General features: G+C 69.2%; 9 protein-coding genes and 1 tRNA gene. 5 read left to right on the top strand and 5 right to left on the bottom strand.

Going from position 1 to position 12,983, the window contains the following annotated elements; genetic code table 11:
* Positions 1–2 precede the first annotated feature (2 nt).
* From ABZX67_RS22620 to ABZX67_RS22605, 4 genes are all read right to left on the bottom strand, one after another.
* Positions 3–578: an AAA family ATPase gene (locus tag ABZX67_RS22620; RefSeq protein WP_355362912.1), complete on the bottom strand. Its 576-nt coding sequence runs from the start codon at positions 576–578 to the stop codon at positions 3–5.
* 7 nt (positions 579–585) lie between these two features.
* Positions 586–1,881, bottom strand: a complete 1,296-nt coding sequence (locus ABZX67_RS22615; RefSeq protein ID WP_355362910.1) for a restriction endonuclease subunit S — start codon at positions 1,879–1,881, stop codon at positions 586–588.
* Positions 1,878–3,974 carry a class I SAM-dependent DNA methyltransferase gene (locus tag ABZX67_RS22610; RefSeq protein ID WP_355362908.1) on the bottom strand — a complete coding sequence of 699 codons (2,097 nt, stop codon included), beginning with the start codon at positions 3,972–3,974 and terminating at the stop codon, positions 1,878–1,880. Before ABZX67_RS22610 ends, ABZX67_RS22615 begins: the two co-directional genes overlap by 4 nt.
* Before the next feature lie 79 nt (positions 3,975–4,053).
* A complete protein-coding gene (locus ABZX67_RS22605) occupies positions 4,054–6,174 on the bottom strand; it encodes an N-6 DNA methylase (protein WP_355362906.1) in 2,121 nt (706 codons plus the stop codon).
* A 192-nt stretch (positions 6,175–6,366) separates the two neighbouring features.
* On the opposite strand from ABZX67_RS22605, the gene ABZX67_RS22600 reads away from it, so the two are divergent.
* Positions 6,367–8,061 carry a TIGR04141 family sporadically distributed protein gene (locus tag ABZX67_RS22600; RefSeq protein ID WP_355362904.1) on the top strand — a complete coding sequence of 565 codons (1,695 nt, stop codon included), beginning with the start codon at positions 6,367–6,369 and terminating at the stop codon, positions 8,059–8,061.
* 369 nt (positions 8,062–8,430) lie between these two features.
* Here ABZX67_RS22600 and ABZX67_RS22595 read toward each other — a convergent pair.
* A tRNA-Arg gene (locus ABZX67_RS22595) sits at positions 8,431–8,502 on the bottom strand.
* 106 nt (positions 8,503–8,608) lie between these two features.
* Here ABZX67_RS22595 and ABZX67_RS22590 point away from each other — a divergent pair.
* The 4 genes from ABZX67_RS22590 (at position 8,609) to ABZX67_RS22575 (ending at position 12,980) form a co-directional block, all read left to right on the top strand.
* The gene (locus ABZX67_RS22590) at positions 8,609–9,133 is read left to right on the top strand and encodes a response regulator (protein WP_355362902.1); all 525 of its coding nucleotides are present in this window, start codon (positions 8,609–8,611) and stop codon (positions 9,131–9,133) included.
* 66 nt (positions 9,134–9,199) lie between these two features.
* The gene (gene nrtL / locus ABZX67_RS22585) at positions 9,200–10,183 is read left to right on the top strand and encodes an ArgS-related anticodon-binding protein NrtL (protein ID WP_355362900.1); all 984 of its coding nucleotides are present in this window, start codon (positions 9,200–9,202) and stop codon (positions 10,181–10,183) included.
* 15 nt (positions 10,184–10,198) lie between these two features.
* A complete protein-coding gene (lysA, locus tag ABZX67_RS22580; protein ID WP_355362898.1) occupies positions 10,199–11,590 on the top strand; it encodes a diaminopimelate decarboxylase in 1,392 nt (463 codons plus the stop codon).
* Positions 11,591–11,690: 100 nt separating this feature from the next.
* Positions 11,691–12,980 (top strand): homoserine dehydrogenase, encoded by a 1,290-nt coding sequence (locus ABZX67_RS22575; protein ID WP_355362962.1) that lies wholly within the window; start codon positions 11,691–11,693, stop codon positions 12,978–12,980.
* Positions 12,981–12,983 lie beyond the last annotated feature (3 nt).

Below are 12,983 nucleotides of genomic sequence, written 5' to 3'. Positions count from 1 at the left end.
GGCTATTCCCCCCGCTTTCCGGTGACCAGATAGGTGATGTCGCGGCAGAACTTGTCGAACGATGACGAGTAGGCGCGGGCGAGGCCGAGATTCATGAACTGGGTCAGCGCCGCCTGGTCCACACGAGGCCGGTACCGCACCCCGTCGCGCCGGTGGTGAGTCAGCCAGCCCTTGCAGTCGCGTAACGCCTCGCTGTCGGGCAGGTCCTCTAGGCGTTCGGCGAGCCTCGCGCGGCCACCGAGTGAAGGCGCCGACGCGAGGAACCACGCCTCGAACTCCCGGTTCGCTGGCACTACGGCCGTCCGGCGCCCGGTCATGCTGGAGGCCGTCGGCTCGGGCATCCGGCGCAGCACCTCGTCCCACCCGGCGCGCGCTGCCACTGCCTCGGCCGGGCCGCTCACCAGCGCGTCGCGTACAAAGCGCAGGGCATCGAGGAAGTTCGACTTGCCTGCGGCGTTCAGCCCGAGCAGCACGGTGATCCGGCCGAGGGCCACGTCACAGTGAGCGATAGACCTGTAGTCCTCGATTCGGACACGGGTGATGAAGGGCCCTGGGCGATGCGGCGCGGTGGTACTCATGGCGCGATCATTCCTCGATCCCGCGTCCGCTGGCAGTGGACACGTCGATCTGCCCGGTGACGGCAGCGGTGATCAGCGCTTGGCGCCGCTCGGTGAGCAACCTGACCTGGCGTTCCGTGCGCCTTTGAAGTTCGGTCGCATTTTCAGTTGCCTTCGAAATCTCCCTTATGACTTCTACTTGCTGGGGCAGAGTGGCGACGGGTATGGGCCACTCTTTAATATCTTCGCCTCGCAATTTAACCATTGACTGGGAGGTTCCACGGGCCACGGATTCGACCAGTGATCGAATCCGGCCGCTCAAGGCGATTTGCATGACATATTCGGCCTTGATTTCAGGGATCAAGCCGACTCGGTAAATTAGATCCGGCAAGAGGAGGCGCGGTGGCGGATTGTCGCCTACGACTGCAACGTCCCCGACTAGACTTGGCGTATTCGCGCGAGTCACGAGAAAATCGCCGGCGCGAACTTCATGTGCCGAGGAGAATTGCACATCGCCTGGCAGTCGCTTGTTCTCTCGCGGGTGAAAAAATCCGTTCTTTACGGAGCTCAGCTTTAGTACTGCCCATTCATTCTCTGTCTTGCGTGGGCCTGCCTCGCATTGAGGGCTTGCACCCTGCTCGATTCGTGTCGTGAAGCGACGCAGTGGTACTGAATCCCGTGAATCTGCAAGTCGGTTGACCAGGGTGTCACGAACAGAGAGAATTCGCTCAGCAAGTCGCGTTCTAACCAGGCTTTTCAATGTCAAAAGCCGGTCGATGCGAGCCGTCTCGGCGTCGAGGAAGTCGGCGATGCGGCGTTGCTCCTCCATCGATGGGAGCGGAACGGGCGCGTCACCCAATCTGTCGCGGTTCAGCTCGATCTGGTTTGTTGCCCCCACCGCAAGTGCCGCGTACACGTATTCTTGGAACGCTTGCGAGGTAAGCCAGTAATAGGCGAATCGAGGGTGCAATTCATCGGTTCTTGTTCGCGCAATGGTGATATGGCTGTCCGCCATACATGGGAGCCCGTCAGGTGCGCCGTTGAAATATCCAATGCGGCCGAGGGTTCCCGTGCCGGTCGAGTTAATCAGTACGTCGTCCGGTTGCAAGGATCCCTTAATCTTCGTTGCGTCACCGTTGTGCTCGTGAAGTCGTGTTCGAGACCAGGCAATCCCGTCATTCTGATTTGCGGCTTGACCGATCACGCGTACTTGTCCATCATCTACGTACGATGGGGTAGATCCGCGATTGAGCAGACCTGTCACATGTTTCAGTCGCGACACTTTCCACTTCTCGGGCAGAGCAACTCCGAGTGCAGTGCTCATTCCGTCACCTCACCGAGCAGCACCTGAATCTCATCCTCCAGGGCCTTCAGCTCCGCGTCGATCTCCGCCAGCGGCCGGGGCGGCTTGTACACGTAGAAGTGACGCGTGAACGGGATCTCGTACCCGATCTTCGTCTTGCTGTGGTCGATCCACGCGTCCGGGACATGCGGCAGCACCTCGCGCCGCAGGTACTCCTCCACGTCCTCGTCCAGTGGGACGTTCTCGTAGTCCCGCAGCTCAGGGTCCGGCTCCGGCTCGCCCTTGATGCGCTGGACCTCGCCCTCCGGGTCGCGGGCGCCGACCGCCTCCCGCAGGGCCTTGCCGAACGGCGCACCCGTCGGCCACAGCAGACCGGCGGCGACGACCGCGTCTTTCAGGTCGATCCACGCGTCGGACTTCGCCGCCCAGGACTTGCCGACCAGCGGGCGCAGCGCCTCCGCGAACGCCTCGGCGTCCGTGGCCCGGGCGATCGGCTTCGACGCCGTGATGGCGGCCAGCGTCTCCTCCGTCACCTCGAAGCGGAGCTTCAACGGCCGCTCGACGGTGATCCGGCGATATCCGAAGTCCTCGTTGCGGAAGACCTTGATCTTCCCGGCCCGGTCGGCCAGGTCGTGGCCGCCGCCCTTCTCCGCCGCCTCCAGGACCGCAAGCGCCTCCGTGTACAGGCGCGTGATCTCCGAGATGTGCTCCTCGCCTAGCTCCTTGCGCTTGTCGCCGAGCGACTTTCGCATCTTGCGCCAGTAGTCGCGCGCGTCCAGCAGGACGACCTTGCCGCGCCGGTCCCTGGCCTTGCGGTTGCTGAGCACCCAGAAGTACGTGGAGATGCCGGTGTTGTAGAAGAGCTGGTCGGGCAGAGCGACGATGCCCTCCAGCCAGTCGTTCTCCAGGATCCACTGCCGGATCCTGGACTCGCCCGACTCCGCCGCCCCCGTGAACAGGGGGGAGCCGTTGAAGACGATCGCGATGCGGCTGCCGCCCGACCCCGACGGGTCCACCGGCTTCATCTTCGAGATCATGTGCTGGAGGAAGAGCAGCGAGCCGTCGTTGATGCGCGGCAGGCCGGCCCCGAAGCGTCCGCTCTCTCCGAGGCGCTCGTGCTCGTCCTCGACCGCGTCCTTGACCTTCTTCCACTCCACGCCGAACGGCGGGTTGGCCAGCAAATAGTCGAAACTGGTGGGCGTGTTCTTGTCCCTTTTGGAGTCGTCCTTGCTGAAGCCGTCGTCGCTGAAGGAGTTGCCGAACTTGATGTTCTCCGGGTCCTGGCCCTTGATCATCATGTCGGACCGGCAGATCGCCCAAGACTCGGGGTTGAGTTCCTGGCCGAAGACCTTGACGGTGGCGTCCGGGTTGAGGGCGGTGATGTGCTCCTCGGCCGCGCTGAGCATGCCGCCGGTGCCGCAGGCCGGGTCCATGATGGTGCGCACGGTGCCCGGAAGGGCCAGCGCGTCACTGTCCGGTGCGACCAGCAGGTTGACCATCAGCCGGATGACTTCGCGGGGCGTGAAGTGCTCACCGGCCGTCTCATTGGACTGCTCGGCGAAGCGCCGGATCAGCTCCTCGAAGATGTAGCCCATCTGGTGGTTGTTGACGATCTCGACCGGCTTGCCGTCCTCGCCGAGCACGACATTGCCGTCTTCATCCCTTTTCACCGGCCGCAGGTCGAGGTCGGCGAACCGCCCGACCACCTGGTACAGCAGATCCGCCGCCTCCAGCCGCTTGATCTGCTGGGCGAAGTCGTACCGCTCCAGCACCTCCCTGGCGTTGGGGGAGAAGGCGCCGTAGTACTCGTGGAGGTGCTTCGCCGCGTGCGACGCGTCACCCGCGATGGCCTTCAGCGTGTAGGTGCTGGTGTTGTAGAAGCTGTGGCCGGACGCCTTGCGCAGGAAGCGGTCGGGGTTGATGTCCTGGTTCCGGAAGCGGGCGGCGACCTCCAGGACCTTGTCCTTGGTCGGGGCGAGGACACACTCCAGGCGCCGCAGTACGGTGAACGGCAGGATGACCTTGCCGTAGTCGGACTGCTTGTAGTCGCCGCGCAGGAGGTCGGCGACCGACCACGCGTGGTTTGCCAGTTCCGTGTGCTTACTGCTGTTCAACGAAGTCCTTCCGGTGTTCGCCGTCCCCACGGGACGGTGACGTCAAGTCTGGTCGCCTTTCGGCGTCGCGGCGTACGTTTCACGCCGATCCGTCAACGTGCGGTAGCAGCGCACCGCCGGTAAGCCCGGCATTGAGGAGACGTGTGACGTCCTCGGCGGCCTGGTCGGCACGGCGGGCGGCGGTACGCAGCTCGTGCAGGCGGCGGAAGGCGGCGCCGTAGCGCTGCTGCTCGGCGAGGGGGAGCAGGGGGACGCGTAGGCGTCGCGGGTCCACCCGGACGATGGAGGTGCCGGTGGCGGCGGCGTTGACGTTCTGGTCCGCCGCGAGGAAGCCGGCCAGGAACCAGGCGTCGAGCCGGCGCCGGTCCGGGCGGAAGAGCAGCAGGTGGGGTCCCAGGAAGCAGCCCTCCTCACCCGGCTCGACGACCCGGGCCACGGCGCCCCGTCCCCCCCGGAGTGTCTCGGTGAGCAGCACATCACCTTCCTGGACCGAGGGGAGAGGGACACCGGCGGGTAGGTCAGCTTCCGTGCCGGACGCGGGTCGGTTGTCCAGGACGTCGGCAGCCGTGAGCGCCGGGCGTCCACCGTGTTCCGGACGGGGCGGCGGTAGGGCCTGGCCGTTCCGGGTCCGGCGGCCTCCGGGCGGTGTCCGAAGGAGGTGGACAGCACCGCCGCGTAGAAGGTCCGCGACCGTCGCGGTGCGCCAGTCGCGGGGGCCGTCGTCGACCGGCGGCCAGTCGCCGTCGGTGGGACTGAGGCCGGTCAGGTCTCCAGCGGCCTGACGCAGATGGTCGTAGAGCTCCGATGCGTGTCGGGCCAGGGCGGCGGGGCGAAGCGCCTGCCGGGAAGCTTGCTGGATGTGGCGGGTCGGGGTCAGGTCCGTGGCCTCGTCGAGGAGATCGGTGATCGGCACGGCGCCGGCGGTGCCCGGGGTTCCCGTGAAGCCGTCCTGGTCGGCGAGGTAGCGCCGCCAGGCCGACAGTACGGTCTCGTCGATGGCGGCCCAGTCGAGATCGCGGCCCCCGGCGGCGGCGTCGACGAGCAGAACCGTCCCGGGGGCTTCGGCCTGCGGATCCGGCCGCTCCAGCACCCAAAGGTGCAGGCCGATGTGAAGTGGTGTCGCCGCACCCGGGGGGAGTGAGACGACCGCGCGGAGGGCTCCGTCTCGTACCAGCTGGGCCCGGACACGTCGGCCTGCGGTGCGCTCCGCGACAGCGGGCGGCATGAGGAGTACGGCACGGCCGCCGGGAGCGACGTGGGCCAGGGAGTGCTGGACCCAGGCGAGTTCCGGCTCCCCCTTGGGGGGTACGCCGTAGGCCCAGCGCTGGTCGTACGCCAGATCCTCGTGCCCCCAGTCGCGGACCCCGTACGGGGGGTTGCACAGGACGGCGTCCGCTACGAGGCTCCTGAAGGCGTCGGCGCGCAGGCTGTCCCCCGTGCGTACGGAGATCACCGCCCCGGGGTGGCGCAGCCGGAGCCGGACGGCGGTCTGGGCGGCCTGGGCGGCCAGGATGTCCTGACCGTGCAGCTCGGTCGCCCCGGCGGACGCCGCCGCGATCAGCAGCGATCCGGTGCCGCACGCGGGGTCCAGGACGCTGGCGGGGAAGGCGCCGGTGCTGTCGGCCAGGAGGCGGGCCATGAGGTCGGCGAGGGGGCGCGGCGTGACGTAGGTGCCGGTGCCGCTGTCCTCCAGCAGGCGCTCGGCCAGGACATCCGTCGCGGCCTCGGCGCCGTCCACGGAGACGCATCGCAACAAGGCCCTCAACGGGCCCGTCGTGTCGGCGCCGTATTCGGGGTCCTGGATTCCGGGGATGTCCGCTGCTTCGGCGTCCGCGGCCGACCGGATCCATCGCAGCAGCGCGTCATCGCGCAGACCGGGCAGGGTCTCACGCTCTCTCGCGTCCAGCCGGGCGGCCGTGAGTACCGCGGGGAGCAGGCGCAGGGCCACTTCGCCATCGCCGGGGTGGGCGCGCAGCGCGGTGCGAAGTTCGTCCGCCGGCGTGTCCTCGGGAAGCTGGCCACGGGCGGAGAGCCAGGCGCGTACGGCGGCGAGGTCGTAGGTCGGGCTGGTGTCCGTGCCCCCTGTTGGGGTGGGGAAGTCCCGGTGCCTGCGACGCCAGTTGCTCACGGTGGCCCGGGTGACCCCGGCCAGCCGGGAGATCTCGGCGGCGGTCACGAGGGCGCTGGCCTGTTGGTTCATGGGCTCCTGCCGGTGACGTGGCTGTGGTCGGGACGGGCTGCGGCCCACTCTATACCGACATCCGATAGGCGGCATCATTTGACAGTGCTTTCAGTTATTGCTCTACTGGTGTCGCTTTCACTCGCCCCTCCCGGTCTCCTCCCGGGAATCCGGGCTTCCCCCTGCGCTGATCCCCTCGAAACGGAGCGGTGAATGGCATCCAGCACCCCCAACACGTCCAAGCGCACCCTGTACCGGCTCGCGGGTGTCGCTCCCACGGTCGACGCCATGTTCGACGTCCTCGACCCGGAGCGGCTCGAAGCCGTCGACGCGGAACTGCACCTCCCGCAGGAACGGCTCGGCGTTCCGGCCCTGCTGGTCACGGGCAGCTTCGAGCAGCCGGTCGCGAGCTGGTGTGGCGAGATCATCCGCACCACCGGGTGTGAGGTGTCGCGGCCTGTGAACCGGTCGGCCGGACTGCTGATGCTCGCGGTCGACGGCGAGGTGTACGCCATCGGCTACGACCAGGGGTTCCGTCTGGTGCCGGACCACCTCAAGGACCGGCGGTTCGGGCTGCAGTTCGTGATCCGCAGGGTCGACCCTGCCCAGATCCGCGACCTGGTCTCCCACACGCCGGGCGGTGGCCGGACCGACATCACGCTGGTGCCGGGTGGCACTCCGGTCTGGAACCTCGGCGTCCAGGAGCACGCGCAGATCGTGCGCCGGCTGGGTGGTCGGCTGGACGGGATGCAGCTCACGATCGGCCAGGACGACCGTACGAGGATCTCCAGCGTCGAGGGCGGTACGGGTCTGCGCATGCGGCTCGGCGTCGAGGCCGCGGACCTGGTCGCGGACATCCGGGGCATCGTTCGGGTCCTCCGGGACGAGGCCCCCTGCCCGGAACTGGAGTTCGTCGAGCACATCGTCCCGATCAAGGACGGCGACCTCGTCACGCGGCTCGAGGAGCGGCTCGACGACATGCTCGGTGAGCGGCAGGACGGCCGCATCGCGGTCGCCGTCCCGTCCGGCCGCTGGGCCGACTTCGCCGCCGCCCAGGTGTTCGCCACCAAGGTCAACAGCCCGGAGGCCCGCCTCTCCGACGACTTCAGCCTCGAGTACGTCCTCAACCGGGCACGGGTACAGCGTCGCGGAACCCGCTTCGCCGCGCTCCGGGATGGCACGGTCACTCTCTACTCGCACCCCCGGGCAGGGAAGGAGGACGTCATCTGGACGTCGAACGTGCTGCGGTGGATCGAAGCCGAGGTGGCGCTCGGGGCGCGGAGGTTCTTCCTGCTGGACGGGCAGTGGTACGAGATCGGTAAGGCGTACCTGGAGGCGATCCGCTCACAGGTGGAGCGGCTCATTACCTACACGCCTTCGGTCGACCTTCCGGCCTGGGTGCTCGGGGACAAGGAGCGGGACTACAACGAGTCGGTGCCCGACCTGCGACCCGGGTACGTCTGCTTCGACCGTGACAACGTCCGGACCGCCCTGCACCGGGGCAACGGCGTGGAGGTCTGCGACCTGCTGAGCCCGGACAACGTCCTCGTCATGGTGAAGCGGGCCAAGGGTTCCGACGCGCTGAGTCATCTGTTCGGCCAGGCCGTGGTCGCCGTGCAGAGCCTGTTGCACTCGCCGGACGCCATGGAGGGCTTCGCCCGGAAGGTGGCCGAGGCCCGGCCCGGCCGAGCCTTGCCGGACGGCTTCCGGCCGTCGAAGGTCGTATTCGCGATCCTGCTGAAGAGCGGAACCGACCTCACCGCCGACACGCTGTTCCCGTTCTCCCAGGTCACCCTCGTGCAGACGGCCAAGATGCTTGAGGCGTGGGGCGTCGCAGTCGAGGTCATCGGGATTCAGGCCACGGCGGTGCATCCGAGCCGGACGGGAATTCGCCACCTGGCCGCCTAGGGGCCTCGACCCCCGTCGAGCCGGTCATGGGGGCGTCATGGTCGCCAGAAACCTCGGCAACGAGCCCTCAGGGCGGGCAAGTTCGGTGAAGGTCAAGCTTCCCAGCGTGATCGCCGAGCGAGCGCGCCGCCGCCGCGGGGATGATGAGGAACACTGCACGGAAGACTGAGCGAGCGCCGACCGGGACGGGTTTCGGAGCGGGCTTCTTCTGCGGATGGGCAGGGCTCAGGGCCATGACGGTGCCGTCGTCCCGTCCACAGCCCGTCCACGGCACACACCCGCTCCGGGTGGCACACGCCTGCACATACACGAAGACCCCGCACTCAGCGTATCCGCTGGTCACGGGGTCTTTAGGCACCTCAGAAAGGGTGCCCCCGGCAGGATTCGAACCTGCGCACACGGCTCCGGAGGCCGTTGCTCTATCCCCTGAGCTACGGGGGCGTGTCCGCCGTGATCGGCGGCGACGGGTAGAACCCTACCAGCTCTCGGGCGGTGGCTGTGAACAGGTATTTCCGGAGGGCGACACGCGGCCTGTCGCTCGTGCGGGGTGGAAGTGGGGAAAACCCGGACGCAGGGCCGGATCGCGACCTACTCTCGAGTTGTGTCAGGCGCGTCCGGCCGGGTGCTCGTCGTGGACGACAACAGGGTCATCCGGCAGCTGATCAGGGTCAATCTCGAGCTTGAGGGCTTCGAGGTCGTGACCGCGGCCGATGGTGCCGAGTGTCTGGATGTCGTGCATCGGGTGTGCCCCGATGTCGTCACGCTCGATGTCGTCATGCCGCGCCTCGACGGGCTGCGGACCGCCGCGCGGCTGCGGGAGGATCCGCGGACCGGGCATCTGCCGGTCGCGATCATCAGTGCCTGTACGCAGCACGAGATGGACGGCGGGCTCGCCGCCGGAGTGGACGCGTTCCTGGCGAAGCCGTTCGAGCCCGCCGACCTCGTGCGGCTCGTGCGGCAGCTCATGGAGCGGGACGTCCACGGCCGCCGCGGCGCCGGCCACGCCGGTACCGGGACGGGGTCGGGGGCAGGGGCAGGGCCTGGGACGGGCACCGGGACCCCCTGGGGTTGAGCCCCCCATGACCGCATCGCGAAACCGGTTCGCGTCCTCACCCCCCTCCTCCCATACGCTTGTCCCGTGACCCCCGCAGATCTCTCCCTCACCGTGCTGCACGCCGTGCGCCGCGCGGTCGGTGACGGTGCCCTGCGGGCGGAGACCACCGTCCCCGAGCGGGTCAAGGTCGAGCGGCCCCGCCCCGGCGGCAGGGGGGACTACGCGACCAGCGCCGCGCTCCAGCTCGCCGGGCCCGCCGGGATGCCGGCCCGCCGGGTCGCCGAGATCCTCCAGGCCCGGCTCGCCCAGGCCCCCGGGATCGCGGCCGTCGAGATCACCGGGCCCGGGTTCCTCAACTTCACACTGCGCGGCGACAGCCACGCGCAGCTGGTCGCCCGCGTGCGCGAGCAGGGGCGGCGCTACGGGCACGGGCGCGCGCTCGACGGGCAGGTCTTCCACTACCGGGAGCCCCGCGAGGTGCGGGCCGCCGCCGTCGTCCGGGCCGTCGCGCGGCTCCAGAGCGCGCAGGGCGCCCGCACGCGGATCACCAACGCCGACGACGGCATCCGGCTCACGCCCGTACCCGTGCCCGTGACGTACGACGTGGACGCGCTCGGGCCCGACGCCGCCCACTGGGCCCTCCTCCGGCCCGCCGCCCACGACCGGGCCCTGACGGCCGACGACGTACTCCCGCAGACCGAGGCCAACGGGCTCTTCACCGTGCGGTACGCGCACGCCCGGGCCGCGGCCCTGCTGCGCAACGCGGCGCAGCTCGGATTCGGCGCCGCGTACGAGCAGGACGTCGACGCGCCGCGCCTCCTCACCGCCATCGGCGACCACCCCGCCGTCCTCGAAGCCGCCGCACGCCACCGCGCCCCCGATCGGGTCGCCCGGCACCTGGAGGCCACCGCCGACGCGTTCCTGGGGTTCCAGCACACCGTGCTGCCCCTCGGCGACGAGAAACCCTCGGCCGCCCACCGCTCCCGGCTCGCCCTCGCCGAAGCCGCCGGGACGGTGCTGGCCGGCGGCCTGGCACTGCTCGGCATCAGCGCCCCCGACTACTTGTGACTTTGTGAGAGAGACATGAGCCGTTCCGCACACCCCGCCGGGCCCCGTCACGCCGATGTCCTGCCCGAGGGGCACTACACCGCTCCGCCCGCCGACCTCAACCGCCTCGACGCGAAGGTGTGGTCCCGGACCGTCACCCGGGACGAGGACGGTGTCGTCACCGTCGGCGGGATCCCCGTCACCACCCTCGCCGAGGAGTACGGCACCCCCGCCTACTTCCTCGACGAGACCGACTTCCGCGCCCGCTGCCGCGCCTGGGCCGACGCCTTCGGCAGCGAGGCCGACGTGTTCTACGCCGGGAAGGCGTTCCTGTCGCGCGCCGTCGTCCGGTGGCTCAAGGAGGAGGGGCTCAACCTCGACGTATGCTCGGGCGGCGAGCTCGCCACCGCCCTCGACGCCGGGATGCCCGCCGAGCGCATCGCCTTCCACGGCAACAACAAGTCGGTGGAGGAGATCGAGCGCGCCGTGCGCGCCGGGGTCGGGCGGATCGTGCTGGACTCCTTCCAGGAGATCGTGCGCGTGGCGCACATCGCCCAGTCCCTCGGTGTCCGGCAGAAGGCGCAGATCCGGGTGACCGTGGGCGTCGAGGCGCACACCCACGAGTTCATCGCCACCGCCCACGAGGACCAGAAGTTCGGCATCGCGCTCGCCGGCGGTCAGGCCGCCGAAGCCGTACGGCGTGCGCTGAAGCTGGACGGCCTGGAGCTCATCGGCATCCACTCGCACATCGGGTCGCAGATCTTCGACACCTCCGGCTTCGAGGTGGCCGCCCGCCGGGTGATCGGCCTGCTCAAGGAGGTCCGCGACGAGCACGGCGTCGAGCTGCCCGAGATCGACCTCGGCGGCGGGCTCGGCATCGCGTACACCTCCGAGGACGACCCGCGCGAGCCGCACGAGATCGCCAAGTCGCTCACCGAGATCGTGACGAGGGAGTGCGAGGCCGCGGGGCTGGGCGTCCCCCGCCTCTCCGTCGAGCCCGGGCGCGCCATCGTCGGCCCCACCGCCTTCACGCTGTACGAGGTCGGCACGGTCAAGCCGCTCGAAGGGCTGCGTACGTACGTGAGCGTCGACGGCGGCATGTCGGACAACATCCGCACCGCCCTGTACGACGCCGAGTACACCGTCGCGCTGGTGTCCCGGACGAGCGACGCCGAGCCGATGCTGAGCCGTGTGGTGGGCAAGCACTGCGAGAGTGGTGACATCGTGGTGAAGGACGCGTTCCTCCCCGCCGACGTCGCGCCGGGGGACCTCATCGCCGTACCGGCCACCGGGGCGTACTGCCGCTCCATGGCCAGCAACTACAACCACGCACTTCGCCCGCCCGTCGTCGCCGTCCGCGACGGTCAGGCGCGGGTGATCGTCCGGCGTGAGACGGAGGAAGATCTCCTGCGTCTCGATGTCGGCTGATGAAATAGATGTCTCATAATCCGGACGGAAGGGAGAAACTTCCGTCCGGTGAGTGAGACTGGATCGCATTCAAGCTGTAAGAAGGAAACGAGGTCGGATGATGCGTACGCGTCCGCTGAAGGTGGCGCTGCTGGGCTGTGGAGTGGTCGGCTCAGAGGTGGCGCGCATCATGACGACGCACGCCGACGACCTCGCCGCGCGCATCGGCGCCCCGGTCGAGCTCGCCGGAGTCGCCGTCCGCCGGCCCTCCAAGGTGCGCGAGGGCATCGCCCCCGAGCTCATCACCACCGACGCGATGGCCCTGGTCAAACGCGGCGACATCGACGTCGTCGTCGAGGTCATCGGGGGCGTCGAGCCCGCCCGTACGCTCATCACCACCGCCTTCGAACACGGTGCCTCCGTCGTCTCCGCCAACAAGGCGCTCCTCGCCCAGGACGGGCAGAGCCTCTACGCCGCCGCCGAGCAGCACGGCCGCGACCTGTACTACGAGGCCGCCGTCGCCGGCGCCATCCCGCTCATCCGGCCGCTGCGCGAGTCCCTCGCCGGCGACAAGGTCAACCGGGTGCTCGGCATCGTCAACGGCACCACCAACTTCATCCTCGACAAGATGGACACCTCCGGCGCCGGGTACTCCGAGGCGCTGGACGAGGCCACGGCCCTCGGGTACGCCGAGGCCGACCCGACCGCCGACGTCGAGGGCTTCGACGCCGCCGCCAAGGCCGCCATCCTCGCCGGCATCGCCTTCCACACGCGCGTGCGCCTCGACGACGTCTACCGCGAGGGCATGACCGAGGTCACCGCCGCCGACTTCGCCTCCGCCAAGCGCATGGGCTGCACCATCAAGCTGCTCGCCATCTGCGAGCGCGCCGCCGACGGCGGGTCCGTCACCGCGCGCGTGCACCCCGCGATGATCCCGCTCAGCCACCCGCTGGCCTCCGTCCGCGGCGCGTACAACGCCGTCTTCGTCGAGGCCGACGCCGCCGGGCAGCTCATGTTCTACGGGCCCGGTGCCGGCGGCTCGCCGACCGCGTCCGCCGTCCTCGGCGACCTCGTCGCCGTCTGCCGCAACCGCCTCAACGACGCGACGGGGCCCGGCGAGTCCGCGTACACGCAGCTGCCCGTGAGCCCCATGGGCGACGTCGTCACGCGGTACCACATCAGCCTCGACGTGGCCGACAAGCCGGGCGTCCTCGCCCAGGTCGCGACGGTCTTCGCCGAGCACGGCGTATCCATCGATACGGTGCGCCAGCAGGGCAAGGACGGCGAGGCCTCCCTCGTCGTCGTCACCCACCGCGCGCCCGACGCCGCCCTCTCCGGGACCGTCGAGGCGCTGCGCAAGCTCGACACCGTGCGCGGTGTCGCCAGCATCATGCGTGTTGAAGGGGAGTAAGGA

Source organism: Streptomyces sp. NPDC003036, assembly GCF_040611175.1.
Taxonomy (GTDB): Bacteria; Actinomycetota; Actinomycetes; order Streptomycetales; family Streptomycetaceae; genus Streptomyces.
Note: the sequence above shows the minus strand (reverse complement) of the source record. Positions and strands in the feature narration are given on the sequence as shown.

Coding starts and splice junctions, on each gene's coding strand:
- ABZX67_RS22620 (WP_355362912.1), bottom strand. CDS start 578: ATGAGTACCACCGCGCCGCATCGCCCAGGGCCCTTCATCACCCGTGTC.
- ABZX67_RS22615 (WP_355362910.1), bottom strand. CDS start 1,881: ATGAGCACTGCACTCGGAGTTGCTCTGCCCGAGAAGTGGAAAGTGTCG.
- ABZX67_RS22605 (WP_355362906.1), bottom strand. CDS start 6,174: ATGAACCAACAGGCCAGCGCCCTCGTGACCGCCGCCGAGATCTCCCGG.
- ABZX67_RS22600 (WP_355362904.1), top strand. CDS start 6,367: ATGGCATCCAGCACCCCCAACACGTCCAAGCGCACCCTGTACCGGCTC.
- lysA (WP_355362898.1), top strand. CDS start 10,199: ATGAGCCGTTCCGCACACCCCGCCGGGCCCCGTCACGCCGATGTCCTG.
- ABZX67_RS22575 (WP_355362962.1), top strand. CDS start 11,691: ATGCGTACGCGTCCGCTGAAGGTGGCGCTGCTGGGCTGTGGAGTGGTC.